Origin of the sequence: Oculatella sp. FACHB-28 (genome assembly GCF_014696015.1) — a bacterium.
Classification (GTDB): Bacteria; Cyanobacteriota; Cyanobacteriia; order Elainellales; family Elainellaceae; genus JAAUTN01.
The window spans coordinates 76,149-91,344 of sequence record NZ_JACJPJ010000066.1; the positions used below are offsets into that span (position 1 = coordinate 76,149).

Annotated in this window: 11 protein-coding genes; 4 read left to right on the top strand and 7 right to left on the bottom strand. The window is 50.9% G+C overall.

Features of this window, described 5'->3' with window-relative positions:
• Positions 1 to 3 precede the first annotated feature (3 nt).
• Together H6F88_RS14455 and H6F88_RS14460 are read left to right on the top strand one after the other, a co-directional pair.
• Positions 4 to 1,917: a penicillin-binding protein 2 gene (locus tag H6F88_RS14455; RefSeq protein ID WP_190643453.1), complete on the top strand. Its 1,914-nt coding sequence runs from the start codon at positions 4 to 6 to the stop codon at positions 1,915 to 1,917.
• A gap of 272 nt (positions 1,918 to 2,189) precedes the next feature.
• On the top strand, positions 2,190 to 3,056 hold the full coding sequence (locus H6F88_RS14460; protein ID WP_190643454.1) for a 6-carboxytetrahydropterin synthase: 867 nt from the start codon (positions 2,190 to 2,192) through the stop codon (positions 3,054 to 3,056).
• A gap of 15 nt (positions 3,057 to 3,071) precedes the next feature.
• Here H6F88_RS14460 and H6F88_RS14465 read toward each other — a convergent pair whose 3' ends face one another.
• The 3 genes from H6F88_RS14465 to H6F88_RS14475 all read right to left on the bottom strand — a co-directional run bounded on the left by H6F88_RS14465 (position 3,072) and on the right by H6F88_RS14475 (position 5,592).
• Complete coding sequence (locus tag H6F88_RS14465; RefSeq protein WP_190643455.1) at positions 3,072 to 3,584, bottom strand: hypothetical protein; 513 nt, start codon at positions 3,582 to 3,584, stop codon at positions 3,072 to 3,074.
• A gap of 366 nt (positions 3,585 to 3,950) precedes the next feature.
• On the bottom strand, positions 3,951 to 4,910 hold the full coding sequence (locus H6F88_RS14470) for a class I SAM-dependent methyltransferase (protein ID WP_190643456.1): 960 nt from the start codon (positions 4,908 to 4,910) through the stop codon (positions 3,951 to 3,953).
• A 172-nt stretch (positions 4,911 to 5,082) separates the two neighbouring features.
• Positions 5,083 to 5,592 (bottom strand): GNAT family N-acetyltransferase, encoded by a 510-nt coding sequence (locus H6F88_RS14475; protein ID WP_190643457.1) that lies wholly within the window; start codon positions 5,590 to 5,592, stop codon positions 5,083 to 5,085.
• Positions 5,593 to 5,730: 138 nt separating this feature from the next.
• On the opposite strand from H6F88_RS14475, the gene H6F88_RS14480 reads away from it, so the two are divergent.
• Positions 5,731 to 8,343, top strand: coding sequence for a M1 family metallopeptidase (locus H6F88_RS14480; RefSeq protein ID WP_190643458.1), 2,613 nt, complete (start codon positions 5,731 to 5,733; stop codon positions 8,341 to 8,343).
• 10 nt (positions 8,344 to 8,353) lie between these two features.
• Here the strand turns inward: H6F88_RS14480 and H6F88_RS14485 are convergent, their stop codons facing one another.
• Positions 8,354 to 9,760: an aspartate ammonia-lyase gene (locus H6F88_RS14485; protein ID WP_190643459.1), complete on the bottom strand. Its 1,407-nt coding sequence runs from the start codon at positions 9,758 to 9,760 to the stop codon at positions 8,354 to 8,356.
• Positions 9,761 to 10,083: 323 nt separating this feature from the next.
• Here H6F88_RS14485 and H6F88_RS14490 point away from each other — a divergent pair, with 323 nt between their 5' ends.
• Positions 10,084 to 10,899, top strand: coding sequence for a tetratricopeptide repeat protein (locus H6F88_RS14490; RefSeq protein ID WP_190643460.1), 816 nt, complete (start codon positions 10,084 to 10,086; stop codon positions 10,897 to 10,899).
• A gap of 15 nt (positions 10,900 to 10,914) precedes the next feature.
• Here the strand turns inward: H6F88_RS14490 and H6F88_RS14495 are convergent, their stop codons facing one another.
• Genes H6F88_RS14495 through H6F88_RS14505 form a run of 3 tightly spaced genes read right to left on the bottom strand, consistent with a single transcriptional unit; the run spans position 10,915 to position 15,184 of the window.
• Positions 10,915 to 12,474, bottom strand: a complete 1,560-nt coding sequence (locus tag H6F88_RS14495) for a mercuric reductase (protein WP_199333609.1) — start codon at positions 12,472 to 12,474, stop codon at positions 10,915 to 10,917.
• 25 nt (positions 12,475 to 12,499) lie between these two features.
• A complete protein-coding gene (locus H6F88_RS14500) occupies positions 12,500 to 12,733 on the bottom strand; it encodes a hypothetical protein (RefSeq protein WP_190643461.1) in 234 nt (77 codons plus the stop codon).
• A gap of 3 nt (positions 12,734 to 12,736) precedes the next feature.
• Positions 12,737 to 15,184, bottom strand: a complete 2,448-nt coding sequence (locus H6F88_RS14505) for a glycoside hydrolase family 31 protein (protein ID WP_190643462.1) — start codon at positions 15,182 to 15,184, stop codon at positions 12,737 to 12,739.
• Positions 15,185 to 15,196: the final 12 nt, after the last annotated feature.

A 15,196-nucleotide genomic window follows, 5' to 3' on the forward strand; every position in this document is an offset into this window, starting at 1 on the left:
GAGATGGCTATCTCTTTTCCTCCCTTTCGCAACTTCCGTAGCCGTAAAGCTGCTGAGAAGGAAGGGCAGCGCCTACGAGGTGGGCAATCCGCTAGCGCTTTGACTCAGCCTTCGCTGAAGCGATCGCCCCGACGCGGATTGGAGGACGGTTCAGGTCGGGAAATTGGGGAGCGATCGCCCATCAGTCCCTCTAACCGATCGCGCTTGCTAGCAGTCTGGGGAGTTTTAATGATCGGTGGGGCTGGGCTTGCGCTTAACCTGGTGAGGCTACAAATCGTTCAAGCTCCCATGTTGCGCCAGCGAGCAGAGAACCAGCAGACTGTTGCGCTGCGTCCATTTGTGCCCCGTCGCCCAATTATCGATCGCCAGGGTAATGTAGTAGCGATCGACGAACCTGCTCACACGCTATACGCTCACCCATTTCTGTTTCAGCAGTCGCGGCAGGAGATGGCCACTCAACTTGCCCCAATCCTAAATCGCCCAGAGCAAGAGCTTTTTCAACTGTTCTCTTCAAGTGACAGTGGTATCCGAGTTGAGTATGACCTGCCTGAGGAGACAGCCAACCGCATCACTAACCTGGGCTTGGATGGACTGGAACTAGAGCGACATCAACAGCGGTTTTACCCGCAGCAGGATCTGTTTGCTACGGTAGTTGGCTATGTCAACACAGAGCGGCAGGGTCAGGCAGGACTGGAATACAGCCAGCAAAGTATTTTAGAGCGATCGATAGAGCCTGTTCAGGTTAGCCGTGCTGGAGATGGCGCAATTATTCCCGATGAACTGTCGGGCAGCTTTTTGCACCAGGACGACCTTCAGCTGCAAATTACGCTAGATGGTCGGTTGCAGCGCGCCACCCGTCTGGCGCTAGAACAGCAGATGCAGCAGTTTGGTGCCAAGCGGGGAGCCGTGATGGTGATGGACGTGCAAACTGGCGAAATTCTGTCTATGGTGACTGAGCCATCTTACGATCCCAACCAATATTACCAATTTGACCTCGACCTATTTCGTACTTGGGTTTTGACCGATTCCTACGAACCGGGGTCGACGTTTAAACCAATTAATGTGGCGATCGCTTTGGAGTCGGGAGCCGTCAGCCCCAATGACGTGTTCTATGACGAAGGCCGGATTGAAGTCGATGGCTGGCCGATTCAGAACTCTGACTACAATGAACGCGGAGGCGGACGGGGATCGCTCAGCGTTCAAGAAATCATCCAATATTCCAGCAACGTTGGCATGGTTCACATCATGGAAAGCCTTGATCCAGCAGACTATTACGGCTGGCTGGAGAAAATTGGTCTGGGGCAACCTACGGGCATCGACCTACCCTTTGAAAGCCAGGGACAGATCAAGAGCCTGGAGCAATTTGTAGGTTCTCCAGTAGAACCAGCCACAACCGCATTTGGGCATGGCTTCTCGGTCACGGCGATGCAACTGCTGCAACTGCATGGTGCTCTAGCCAATCAGGGTGAAATGGTCGTTCCCCATGTGGTGCGAGGACTATATAACGCCGAAGGACAGGCATACTGGCGACCCAAGCTGCCCGCTCCCCGCAGACTATTCTCCCCCCAAACAGCCCAGTCGGTTTTGGGCATGATGGAGGTAGCCGTTCAAGAAGGTACAGGTGAGTCAGCCCAAATTTTGGGATACCGAATTGCAGGCAAAACTGGAACCGCCCAAAAACCCAGCCCAGATGGAGGCTACTATGAGTCAGCTCGCATTACCAGCTTTGTTAGCATTCTCCCTGCCGAATCACCACGCTACGTGGTACTAGTCGTGATTGACGAGCCGCAAGGGGAAGATGCCTACGGTTCTACCGTTGCTGCCCCGATCGCTAGAGGAGTGATGGAGGCCCTAATTGCGATCGAGGGCATTCCACCAAGCCAGCCTCAAGTGGTAGAGGAACCAACCGAGTATTAGTCACTATAGCGATGGACACTATTCTCATCCTTCCACCGGTGTGATTTGCACGAGCGAAAGCGCCAGCGGACTGGTTCCCATCACAATGCCGACTTGCAAGAATTGCCGAAAAATTTACAGATGGAAAGGCCCCACACGACGCGGGGTGCCTTTCCATCTGTAATCCTTTTTTGGGAAATGGCACAACATCCAATTGCAGATGAAAATAGAGTGGCAATTGGATTATCCTGACAGTGGAGCAGATTTACGGAACTTAATACATTTCCTCACCTATGAAGTGCATTATCAATCGCCGTGCCCAGTTTTCGGCTAGCCATCGCTATTGTCTACCAGAATTGAGCGATGCAGAGAACGCTCAACGGTTTGGACCCTGCGTTCGTGCGCCTGGACATGGGCACAACTACATCCTCTATGTCTCCATGGAGGGGGATCTAGACGAATATGGCATGGTGCTAAACCTGTCTGATGTAAAGCAGGTAATCAAGCGAGAAGTCACCAGCCAGCTAGATTTCTCCTATCTCAACGATGCCTGGCCAGAATTTCAGCAAACTCTACCCACCACCGAAAATATGGCGCGGGTGATTTGGCAGCGACTTTCACCACACCTGCCTCTTGTCCGCATTCAACTCTTTGAACATCCCGAACTTTGGGCTGAATATGAAGGAAACAACATGGAAGCGTATTTAACGATTAGCACTCACTTTAGCGCCGCGCATCGTCTAGCACTACCCCACCTGACACTAGAGCAAAATTCAGAAATTTATGGCAAATGTGCCCGCGTCAATGGACACGGGCACAACTATCATCTGGAAGTCACGATTAAAGGCGAAATCGATCCGCGCACTGGTATGATTGCTGACCTGGTAGCCCTTCAAAAGGCAGTAGACGATTACGTTGTAGAACCCTTTGACCACACTTTTCTCAACAAAGATATTGCCTATTTTGAAAAGGTAGTGCCGACAGCAGAGAACATTGCCATCCACATTCGCGACCTGCTGCAAGAGCCGATTCGAGAAATTGGGGCATCTCTACACAAGGTTAAGTTGATCGAAAGCCCAAATAACTCCTGCGAGGTTTATGCAACAGAGACAGTAGAACATCCAGTAGAACAACAGGAACCTGTCCTCGCAGAAGTTTAGGATTGAGCGGTGCGCTTACTCACAGCCCCTACCGATTTGGTCTAAGATCCAACGCCATCCCTGATGATCGTCTCTAGGGTTTACACAGTTCTCGCGTCCAGTCCGACTGGGGTTGTTATCGCGATCGCGAATACGGTCATCATCGTCGTCGTCATCATCCCGGTCGCGATCGCCTAACCGATCTTCCCAATCGTCCTCCCAATCTCCGCGATCGCGCCGCTCTTCCCAATCTTCACGCGCCTCATCCTGGCGATCGCGAACACGGTCATCATCATCATCGTCGTCATCGTCATCATCCCGGTCACGATCACGACGGTCGTCGTCATCGTCATCATCCCGATCACGTCCATTGCGTTCGAGCCAATCTTCAAAATCCTCACGGGCATCTGCAACAACCATGTCGCCACTCGAACCTTGATTTAGACCTGCAGAACCGTTGTCTAACTGAGACTGCGCCGCCTGAGCTGAAGTCGTTAAATTAATCAACTCAAGTAAAACCAACGTTGATAAAAGCCAAAGAGTTTTCATAATAGTTTTTTAGGTGAGGTGAAGAGATAAAGCCTCTAAACAACTTGACATCGCCTCAGCCAAAATGTGCCCGTGATTGAGACTGGGCATTAAAGGTTGGGGGTTGGAGTGTTAGGCTGAGCTGCTGATCACTATCAATGTAGCCTCCTATTCCAATCCTCAACCTCATGCTGTAGACTCGCCCAATCGAGTGAACGCCACACCAGAATACTTGCCACCCCTGCAATGCGAAGCGCGTTATGCCGCCTATCCTAGTTCCTTGCGGAGGGGGTTTGGGGGACGCGCTTCGTCCCTCAATGGGGGTTCGGGGGCAAAGCCCCCGAAAAAGACTTGAATCGAGAAACAGAATAAAAAGACAGAGATGCTTTAGCAGACCTGAGCAATCAGAGTCCGATGACGAGGACTATTACACGTCACCGTTGGTCTCGTAAACCCTGCTGAAGCGATCGCCTCCTCAATCTCGAACGTAAAATAATCATCCAAATATGGCTCCGTACTCTTCAGCAGCGTCAACACATAGGGCGGCATCTTCGCGTGAACGTCTGACTTGGGATTCATATCCATGATCGTCAAGTGTCCACCCGGACGCAGCAATCGTCGAGCCTCCTGAAAAATCTCAACCGAAGCCGCACGAGGCAACTCGTGGAATAGAAGACAAGCTGAAACCAGATCAAAAGAATGATCGGGTAAACCCGGGGATTCAGCAGCAGCGTGGAGCCAAGTGGGAGAGTTAGGGAGTGAAGAAGTGCGGTAGTGGGCGATCGCCAAAAAGTAGGGCGACAGATCCAACCCCGTCAACCTTGCTTGAGGAAACGTCTGCTGAAGTGCAACCGTACTCATGCCGATGCTACAGCCGAGATCGAGAATGTCTGTAGGTTCGGTAGGCAGTTGCGCCTTAAGTACATCGTGATAGCTTTGCCGCAGCTTTGCATCCCCCTGCGCTCCCGCCTCTGGCCAAATCCGAGCGTGAACTGCGTGGGCAGCAACATCTACCTCCATTGCGGCTTCCCAGCCTAAATTGCCTTCATCATAGGCATGGAAAGGACGCAAGTAATACTCTGGATAGGTCAACTCAGGATTCTGAATCCGCGCCAGGTCTGCTTCCCAGTCGGGGGAAAGCTCAGCATCAGAGACAGATTGCGTACCTGACGGACGGCGCGATCGCAACGCCTTCACCTCCTCTCGCCAGTACACCCCAATCGATTCAGCCCGCTTAATCATCATCGTGCGGGCTTGGTGTTTTGCCAGATTTGCCAGCGGTTTAACCGCTAGCACTCCATTTACCAAACGAGAAGCCAATCGAGGCGCAGCATTCACAGCAGTCATAGGGCAAAGGTTACTATCAAGGATTTATAAACAGATAGGCTTATTATCTCAAATAAGAGCTTGAGCGAAATTCTCGTTTCTAGCAAGGCACGCTAATCTTCTGAAGTCCAAGCCGATCAAGTTTTGATTGATGAACGGCGAGGACTTTCATCCCTCCGCTAACCGTGAGGTATTAGACGTTAGAGGCGAACAAACTCACGCTTTCGCAATCATCAGCCAGTTTGACCATTTTCTCAAACCTAAATCCCAGCTTTTCTAACAGCTTTGCTGAATCGAAATTGTCCGGTGAGGCGATCGCAACAATACGACTTAAGCCAAAACTGCTTCTCCCATACTCCATCACGGCAGAAGCAGATTCATATGCGTATCCTTTTCCCCGGAACTCCTGAAGAAAGGCAAATCCAAGATCCACATCTTCCAAGGAATCTCTTTTTATCAAACCGCAAATCCCGATCGAGACACCCGAGCCCTTTAGCTCAGTCAAATACAGTCCGAAGCCGAGACGCTCATACATAGCAACTAGGTTCTTCAAAATATAGTCACGAGCATCATCAAGTGTTCTCACACCTTTGTCACCAATAAATCTCAACCACAAAGGGTCATTCAAGAGTGCAAGAATAAACTCGCTATCTTCAACCGTCAGCTTATGAAGGATTAAACGCTCTGTTTCAACAACTCTCATAGCCGAACAGCCTACTCTTGACATACATCTACCATTCCACTTATCTTCCCCAATCGCGCTAATCTGGTAGTCAGACTGATTCCGACTTATTCGTTAGCCGCCATCTGTACTTTTTAGCTTCTCAGGATTAACTTCTCGATGCTACAGTCCTACTTTGATTCTGAAAACAACGGTCACAAGTCCTTTGAGCTACCGGGAGCCAGACCTCATTACAATCCCGATCGCCCTGGACAGGTCGAGCATATTTTCCTAGATTTGGTGCTAGATATTCCCAATCAGCGCTATCAAGGCACCTGTAGCATTCGGATTAATCCCGTTCGCAGTGGCATTGACAGCTTGACGCTCGATGCCGTCAACCTGCAAATTGAATCGGTACAGGTCGATGAAGTAGAGCAACCCTTCGACTATGATGGCGAACAGCTTCAGGTGCGGCTAAAGCAAGAAACTGAAGCAGGACAACCGATTGTAGTGGCGATCGCCTACCGCGTCGAAAATCCTCAGCGGGGACTTTACTTCATCGCTCCCGACCAGCACTATCCCAACAAACCCACCCAAGTCTGGACTCAGGGCGAAGACGAAGACTCCCGCTTCTGGTTTCCCTGCTTCGACTATCCCGGACAGCTTGCCACCTCCGAAATTCGGGTGCGCGTCCCCAAGCAATTTATGGCAATTTCCAACGGCGAACTGATTAACACTGAAGCCGTTGGAGACGACAAAATTTACCATTGGTCACAGCAGCAGGTGCATCCTACCTACCTGATGACCCTAGCAGTTGGCGACTTTGCCGAAATTCGAGACGAATGGCAGGGCAAACCCGTCACCTATTACGTCGAAAAAGGGCGCGAAGACGATGCCCGTCGCAGCATGGGCAAAACGCCTGAAATGATTGAATTCTTCAGTCAGGCATTTGGCTATCCCTACGCTTTCCCCAAATACGCTCAGGTTTGCGTCGATGACTTCATCTTCGGCGGTATGGAAAACACCTCCACCACGCTGCTCACCGATCGCTGCTTGATCGACGAACGAGCAGCCCTGGATAATCGCGGCACCGAGAGCTTGGTCGCACATGAGCTAGCCCACCAATGGTTTGGTGACCTGGTCGTGATCAAACATTGGTCACACGCCTGGATCAAAGAAGGCATGGCTTCCTATTCCGAGGTGCTGTGGACGGATCACGAATATGGAGCCGATGCTGCTGCTTACTACATGCTGAACGAAGCTCGCAGCTACATTTCTGAAGACAGTTCTCGCTATCGCCGCCCCATCGTCACCCACATTTACCGAGAAGCGATCGAACTTTATGATCGCCACCTCTACGAAAAGGGAGCCTGTGTTTATCACATGATCCGCGCCGAGTTAGGCGATGAGCTATTCTTCAAAGCGGTTCATACCTTTGTTCAGGACAACGCTCATAAAACCGTCGAAACGGTTGATTTGTTGAGGGCGATCGAAAAAGCCACCGGACGCAACCTGCATTTCTTGTTTGACCAGTATGTCTTCCGGGGTGGACACCCCGACTTCAAAATCGCCTATTTCTGGGACGGCGACAGCAAACTGGTGAAACTTACCGTCACTCAAACCCAGGCAAAGGAAAACGGCAACGGCAGCAACAGCACCCTGTTTGACTTGAAGCTACCGATCGGCTTTGGCTACATCAAGGACGGAGATAAGCAAGCTAAGCCTTCTCTGCAAACCTTCACGGTGCGGCTGCATGAACGAGAACAGACCTTCTACTTCCCTCTGCCTGAAAAGCCTCAGTTCATCAGCTTTGACGTAGACAATCGCTACCTCAAAACTGTGACATTGGAATATCCAGTGGCAGAACTGAAAGCTCAACTTCAGCATGACCCCGATCCGGTTTCGCGCATCTATGCTGCCGAAGCGCTGGCCAAAAAAGGCGGTTTAGAGGCAGTCAAAGCCTTGTCCGAAGCACTCAAAGCCGATCCCTTCTGGGGAGTGCGGGCAGAAATTGCCGGACAGCTTGCCTCGGTCAAACTCGACCAGGCATTCACCGGACTCGTGGCAGGATTGCAAGACCCCGAAGCCAGAGTCCGTCGAGCAGTTGTGGAAGCACTGGCAAAAATCAAAACCCTGGAGAGCTACAAAGCGCTCAAACCCATCGTTGAACAAGGAGATGCAAGCTATTACGTCGAGGCAGCAGCTATTCGCGTGCTGGGAACGGTCGCAGCCTCTAACCTGAATGGCAAATCTAAGGAAGAGAAAGCGCTGAAGCTGTTGAGGTCAGTGCTAGAGGAACGGGCAGGTTGGAATGAAACGGTGAGGAGTGGGGCGATCGCCGGACTCAGCAAACTCAAAACCTCCGAAGCTGCCCTGAATCTGATCCTGGAATACACTGCTCCTGGCGTTCCGCAAGCGCTGCGGTTGGCAGCGATTCGGGCACTGGGCGCAATCTCCACCGGACAGTCCAACCTCAACTTGGAACGCATCCTCGATCGCCTAGAAGAACTGTCCGGTGAAACCTTCTTCCTCACCCAGGTGGCAACCGCCAGCGCCTTGGGGCAAATGGAAACCATCAAAGCGGTCGGCATTCTGCAAACGCTAGCAGACCAAACCCCCGATGGTCGGGTACGTCGCATCGCAGAAGAAGCTGTACAGCGGGTGCAAAAAAATGCTGGACAAGATCAGGCTGTGAAAAAACTCCAGCAGGATCTAGACCAGCTTAAGAAAGATAACCAGGAGCTAAAGAGCCGTCTGGAAAGCCTGGAGGCGAAGACGAAGGTAGGAGATTAGGAATTGGGAATCAAACCTCTGGAGGCAGGCTCATTTTTTCCAGGTCTAGAACTTGGGCTAGCTCGGCTTCGTTCATCAGTTCTCGTTCTAGAACAATCTGGCGAAGAGATTTGCCTGTTTCCAGAGATTCCTTAGCAACCGCAGCAGCATTCAGGTAGCCAATGTGAGGATTCAGCGCTGTCACCAGTGCTAGACTGCCCTCGGCGTAAGCTAGGCAGCGATCGCCCTTAGCCGTGATTCCCTGAATACACTTTTCGGTCAAGGCGACTAATGTGTTACCCAAAATCTCAATGCTGTGAATCAGATCGTAGGCAATCAGCGGCATCATCACATTCAGTTCTAACTGTCCGGCTTGGGCAGCCAGGGCGATCGCTGCATCGTAGCCCATCACCTGAAAGCACACCATTGCAGTCATTTCCGCCATCACCGGATTGTATTTTCCCGGCATGATGGAGGAACCGGGCTGCACGGGTGGCAGTTGAATTTCCTTGAATCCGGTTTTGGGTCCAGAATCGAGCAGGCGCAAATCGTGAGAAATCTTGGCGCAGTCCTGAGCTAGATTCCGTAACGCACCGGACACATTTACAAACGGTGCCATGCTCTGCATTGCTGCCATCAGGTGAGGCGCAGGCTGCAAAGGTTGCCCCAGCAGTTCCGACAGAATTTCGGCGACCCGATATCTGTATTGAGGATGGGTATTCAGTCCCGTTCCAGCAGCACTACCGCCCAAACCTAATACCGTCAGATCCTTTGCGGCTGTTCTCATTCGCGTTAGGTGATCGGCGAGAATTTGTCCCCAAGCGCGGAAGTTTTCGCCCAGCCGCACCGGAACAGCATCTTGCAGATGGGTTCGCCCTGATCGAATCACATCGTGAAACTCGTCAGCTTTTTGGTTGAGAGACGCGATCGCCCCATCTAGTGCCGGATACAGCGAATGCTCCAGCGCCAGCAAACCTCCAATCCGAATTGCGGTGGGAATCACATCATTGGTGGACTGTCCATAGTTCACATGGTCATTGGGATTCACCCGTTTATAGTTACCCTTCTGATCCCCTAAAATTTCCAGAGCGCGATTAGCCAAGACCTCATTCACGTTCATGTGATGGGAGGTACCCGCACCCGCCTGATAAACGTCTACCACAAACTGATCCCGCAGGCTACCCCGCAACACTTCATCCGCTGCCTGCACAACCGCTTGACTGATTTCTGAAGAGATACAGCCCAATTCTCCATTGGCAATCGCTGTCGCCTTCTTGATCAAAACACAGGCATCAATGTAGGTCGGCAGCGGTTTTAGTCCACTAATCGGAAAATTCTCGGTTGCTCTCAGAGTTTGAATGCCGTAGTAAGCTTCTGCCGGAAGCTGCCGCTCACCCATCGAATCTTTCTCTATGCGGTGCGATTTCAGTTCAGCCATGTTGCGGTTCTTGAATTAATTTTTTGCTCCGAAGATAGGATATAGCTTCGTGCAATCCAAGATCTTAACAATTGCAGCTTTGCCCACGACAGTATATGTGAACTAATAAAATCCTGATACTTCCTCGCTCTGGTGGCAAATATTGAGAATTGGGAATACTACTGAGGTAGAAAATACCCATATACTCAATCTATGGCGTTACGCAGTTTCGGCTAGATTTGGTAGGAGAGTTTTACGAATTACTCCTACTCAGGCAGATCAGGGCATTGCATCCAGTATTTTCAGAAATAATTCACCCCATTTCGTCTTTGCTCAGGTTTGTCATGAGTCAGGATCAAGACTTGCACACCTGGTTTAGTCAGGCTAGTGCGCTCTACGAACTCAAGCGATATGAAGGAGCGATCGCCAGGCTAGATCGACTTCTGGAAGTTAATCCGGAGAATTACGAGGCCTGGATGCATCGGGGCTATGCGCTGTATGAGTCCGGGGCGCATGATCAAGCAATTACCAGTTTTGACAAGGCACTGAAACTGAAGCCCAAACTTGCCTTAGCTTGGCACGGCAGAAGCATTGCCCTGGCACGATTAGGACGTTATGAAGAAGCCATAGACGGATTTAGCGTCGCGATTAAGTTCAATCCCGCAGACCAAAAAGCCTGGTATAACCGGGGCAACGCCCTCGCCTGTTTGCATCGCTACAGTGAAGCAATCGAAAATTTTGACAAAGCGGTCAAGCTTAAGCCTGACGATTATCACGCCTGGTACAATCGGGCCACCTCTCTGGCTGCCCTAAAACGCTACGAAGAAGCGCTGACTAGCTTAGATAAGACGCTTTTGATTAAGAGCAACTGCTACTATGCCTGGAATTATCGAGGGCTGGTGTTGAGTAGAATGCGGCGACACGAGGAAGCGATCGCCAGCTTTGATCGCTCCCTCAAGCATCATGCCGACAACCCCAATGCCTGGTATGGCAAAGCCTGCTCATACACCCTGCAAGGCGATGTCGAGATGGCAATCAAAAATCTGCATCGAGCGCTAGTTCTCAGCCCAAACCTTTACCGCATCATGGCTCGAACCGACCACACATTAGAACTGCTGCGAACCAACGAAGAGTTCCAGGCGCTAACCCAAGACCGATAGGTTTAGCTTTGCCGGTCAACGTCTCCAAGACAGCAGCTTAGTTGCAAGGGGCTTAAAGCGAGTTAAGCGCTTGAGTCCATACTGACTGGCAGCTTTACGAATCACTTCTGCTTGGGTGGGGTAAGGGTAGATGGTGTTGGCGATCGCCCCCAGCCCAATTTGATGGTTCATTGCCAGGGTGATTTGGCTAATGATTTCGCCAGCGTGCCGTGCAACCAGCGTTGCTCCGACAATTTTGTCTGTGTCCTGTTTGACGTGAATTTTTAGAAAGCCCTCCGTTTCATCATCGACGATGGCCCGATCGATATCATTAAGAGAGACACAGAAAGTATCAACTTCAATCCCCTGTTCCTGAGCCTCGTGAGGATAGAGTCCAACATGGGCTACTTCAGGGTCGGTATAGGTGCACCAAGGCATGTTTAGCGCACTCAGCTTTTTGCGCCCAATTCCAGCAACCGCAAACAGGGCATTTTGAATTAGGATACGGGCGGCAGCATCGGCAGCATGAGTAAATTTCCACTTCATGCAGACATCACCGACTGCATAGATGTTAGGGTTTGTGGTTTGCAGGTAATCGTCGATGATCACTCCTTTTTTGGGATCGGTCTTAACTCCCACTGCTTCCAGGTTTAAGCCTTTAATGTTTGGCGTTCTGCCTGCCCCCACCAAGATTTCGTCCACCGTGACAGCATTCTCCTGCCCGTCTGCTTCATAGTGGATCACTTTGACAGAATCTTTTTTCTCAACTCGCTTGATTTGCGACTTTAGGACCAGTCGAACGCCTTCCTGCACAAACACTTGCTGCACGATATTTGATGCATCAATGTCCTCCCGCTCAAGAATGCGGGAGCCGTGCTGAAACAAAACGACTTCTGACCCCAATCGCCGAAAGGTTTGAGCCAATTCACAGCCAATGTAGCCGCCACCAATGACAGCCAAACGATCAGGCTTTTCGGTGAGTGAAAACACCGTTTCGTTGGTGAGATATCCGGCTTCCTCCAGCCCTTCGATTGGCAACCGAGCGGGAGAGGAACCTGTGGCGATCGCCGCTTTCTTGAAGCGCAGCGTTTGTCCCGCTACTTCTACGGCATCTGCCCCTGAAAACTGCGCCTCTCCAAAAAACACATCTATCCCAAACTCTTGCTGAAATCGTGTTGCAGAATCGTTTGGGCTAATCTCTGTACGAACTCGTCGCAGTCGCTCCATCACAGCGGAAAAATCTACCGTCACGCCCTCGGGCACATTGATTCCGTAGTGCTTGGCACGGTGAATCTCACCTGCCACTCGCGCCGAGCGTATCATCGCCTTGGAAGGAACACAGCCAACATTAGTGCAATCACCGCCCAGCAAATGTTTTTCGATCAGGGCAACTTTTGCGCCCAGCAACCCTGCTCCTGCCGCTGTCACCAGCCCGGCAGTACCTCCACCGATTACAACCAGGTTATATCGCTGAGTGGGTGTAGGATTGACCCAATCGGCAGGATGAAGATTTGCAATCAGCTCCTGGTTGTAATGATCCATTGGGCTCACGATCACGGGTCCAACGCCCGTAGATTCAGTCCGAGTCTGTGTCATGGATCAGTCCTCTTAGAGTCAGGTTCTACCCTTCATCATCCCGCTTTGCAGCAGCTTGTTCAACCATCTTCTTCAAACGTAGGTATGCCTCCTCTGGGGTGAGTGGCTCAGACTGGTTTTCATCAGGAATATAAAACTGTTTGCTGTCTGAAAAATGACGCACAACAAAACTAGGAATCAACCCTAATGCCAATGCCTCATTACCCAATTCTTCAGCCGCTTGCGACAGGCTTTTTTCATCATGAAATGGATGGTTCATTGTTTAGTTTCCTTTCAAGTAGATCTTTTGGAAGCGATCGCCCTTCCATTGATTCCCTTCACATTCTACTTCTACGTCATCAACCCACATTTGCTGTAGCTCAAAGCCATGAACTTGAATCTGGATACTGGTGTAGGGGAAAGGAAACTCACCTTCTTCCTGCCAGATTAAATCTAATCCATGCTCAAATCGAATCAGTTGAAATTGATCCAATCGCCATTCTCCATACCCATCCCCTGCATCACTGTAGACTGATGTTTCACAAGTTCCTTGAACAGGTGGATAAAGGTGCAAAGTGAGTTGTTGATAGTCTTCCATTGGCAGAATACTACCTGCTTTCACCAACACAGGGATTGTTTCTAAAGGTGCATCCAGATCAACCTCTGTGGCACCTTCTAACAGATTGCCGTTCCAGAAGTTATACCAGTTTCCCTTGGGTAAAGTAACTTGGCGCGATCGCCCCCCTTCCTCCAAAACCGGGCAAACAAGTAAGCTGTCTCCTAACAAGAATGCATCTGCTACACCCCAGAGATTGGGGTCACTCGGATCAGCCCAAAACAGTGGACGGACTGGCGCGTATCCCTTTTGGCTTGCCTGCCATGCCAATGTGTAGAAGTAGGGCATCAAGCGATAACGCAATTTCAATAGTTCTCGAATGATGCTTAAAGTTGGCTCACCATACGTCCAGGGTGTGCGGTGGTCTGCCTCCACTGAAGAGTGAGTTCGATAAAACGTGAGGAAAGTAGACATCTGAAACCAGCGCAAATACAGCTCTGCGCTAGGATTTCCCTGAAAGCCACCAATGTCAGGACCACTATAAGGAATACCCGAAAGTCCCAACCCTACAACAGTAGAAATAGTTTGGCGCAAAGCTTCCCAGCTTCCTTCAATATCGCCTGTCCAGGTCCAGGCGTAGCGCTGGAGCCCTGCCCAGCCCGCCCGTGACACAATAAAAGGGCGCTGGTGTGGTTGGTTCTGACACAGACTTTCGTAGCCTGCTTTGGATTGCATCAATCCATAAACGTTGTGTGCCTCTAAGTGAGTGCCACCTCTGCCCTCCATGTAGTGCAACATGGGTTTGGGTAGAGAGCGATCGCCCCAAGCCACAAAGGCAGCAGGCTCATTCATATCATGCCAAAAGCCAGCCACTCCCACGTCTAAAAGGTAGGCATATTGGCGACTCCACCACTTCCGCACAGCCGGATTGGTGTAATCAGGGAAGACGGTTAAACCGGGCCAAACGGGAGCGATCGCAATCTCACCATCGGGATATTTGCAGAATGCGTCCAGCAGCCGACCTTCCAAGAAAAGATGACTTTTGCGGCTGTATTTGATTCCGGGGTTGAGGATGGCAATGAACTGCACTCCCAATTCACCCAATTCTTTAATAAACTCTGGCAACTTAGGAAAGCGATCGGGGTCAATGGTGAAGGCGCGGTAATCTACCTGTACATCGATGTCTAGATGAATTGCACTCAGAGGTAAATCGTGTTCCTGAAACCCCTTAGCCGTTGTCCGAACCGCTTCCTCTGTCTCATATCCCCACCGGGATTGGTGATAGCCCAACGCCCAACGAGGAGGGAGGGGCGATCGCCCGGTCAGTTCTGTATACCGCTCTACTAGTTGATCTGGGGTACCCGCAGCAAAGTAATACCGTAATGCGCCTCCTGTAAAGGCAGCAGTAGCAGTATCTTCAAAGCTAAAAGTTGCTTCAAAGGTGTTTTCATAAAACACTAAGTAGCTACCTTGCCGATGTAGCCCCAAATAGACCGGAATGCAGATATAGAGCGGATCGCTACCAGGACTATACTTGCCTGCCGCATCAAAATTCCACATCCGGTAGGAGCGGCTGAATGTAGTTTTGTCCTTCTCAACTATCTTTCGAGGAACCCGCAAATTCAACGGTGCTGCCCGTTCCCCCAAACCATAGATTCCTTCGTCGGGTAACAGTTCCGCCTGATGTGTCCAGGATTCTCCCTCAAGTTTTGGCGGCAGTTCAGTTCGGAGTAACTGCCCTTCGCTGCCATAGAACTTGATGCTTCCCTCAAAGCTAACAGTGACTTTAGTAGCGCCCTCTCCCTGACTGAATAAAGCCCACCCTTCTGTTGTTTCTTCTAGTGTGGTTTCTACTGCGTCCCATTCTTGGTGGGCAATTCCGTAGGGCACTGGAGGAATTCCCGGCTGCCAACTTAGCCGCACCAAATCAGCCGTAAGAAATGTGATGTCAAGCTCAGCCTGCTCAAAGTAAAAGCGAGCGCCTCGCTCACTCGGTTCTGCCTGAAGCAGTTTCCCTGGTTGGTCAAAGCCCTCAGAGGTAGGTGGGGGAGCATACTCACGCTCAAGGCGATCGCGAGTCCGCGAGTAGACATACGCATGGGGCGCGTAACCCAGGTAAAAGAGCCAACTCTTAAAGGACTTCCATTTCTGCAATAGCTGCTTGGGGAACGCCATAGTATTTGAGTG

What these genes read in the sequence shown, in the direction of transcription:
- H6F88_RS14455 (WP_190643453.1), top strand. Translation starts at nt 4, where the DNA reads ATGGCTATCTCTTTTCCTCCCTTTCGCAACTTCCGTAGCCGTAAAGCT.
- H6F88_RS14460 (WP_190643454.1), top strand. Translation starts at nt 2,190, where the DNA reads ATGAAGTGCATTATCAATCGCCGTGCCCAGTTTTCGGCTAGCCATCGC.
- H6F88_RS14465 (WP_190643455.1), bottom strand. Translation starts at nt 3,584, where the DNA reads ATGAAAACTCTTTGGCTTTTATCAACGTTGGTTTTACTTGAGTTGATT.
- H6F88_RS14470 (WP_190643456.1), bottom strand. Translation starts at nt 4,910, where the DNA reads ATGACTGCTGTGAATGCTGCGCCTCGATTGGCTTCTCGTTTGGTAAAT.
- H6F88_RS14475 (WP_190643457.1), bottom strand. Translation starts at nt 5,592, where the DNA reads ATGAGAGTTGTTGAAACAGAGCGTTTAATCCTTCATAAGCTGACGGTT.
- H6F88_RS14480 (WP_190643458.1), top strand. Translation starts at nt 5,731, where the DNA reads ATGCTACAGTCCTACTTTGATTCTGAAAACAACGGTCACAAGTCCTTT.
- H6F88_RS14485 (WP_190643459.1), bottom strand. Translation starts at nt 9,760, where the DNA reads ATGGCTGAACTGAAATCGCACCGCATAGAGAAAGATTCGATGGGTGAG.
- H6F88_RS14490 (WP_190643460.1), top strand. Translation starts at nt 10,084, where the DNA reads ATGAGTCAGGATCAAGACTTGCACACCTGGTTTAGTCAGGCTAGTGCG.
- H6F88_RS14495 (WP_199333609.1), bottom strand. Translation starts at nt 12,474, where the DNA reads ATGACACAGACTCGGACTGAATCTACGGGCGTTGGACCCGTGATCGTG.
- H6F88_RS14500 (WP_190643461.1), bottom strand. Translation starts at nt 12,733, where the DNA reads ATGAACCATCCATTTCATGATGAAAAAAGCCTGTCGCAAGCGGCTGAA.
- H6F88_RS14505 (WP_190643462.1), bottom strand. Translation starts at nt 15,184, where the DNA reads ATGGCGTTCCCCAAGCAGCTATTGCAGAAATGGAAGTCCTTTAAGAGT.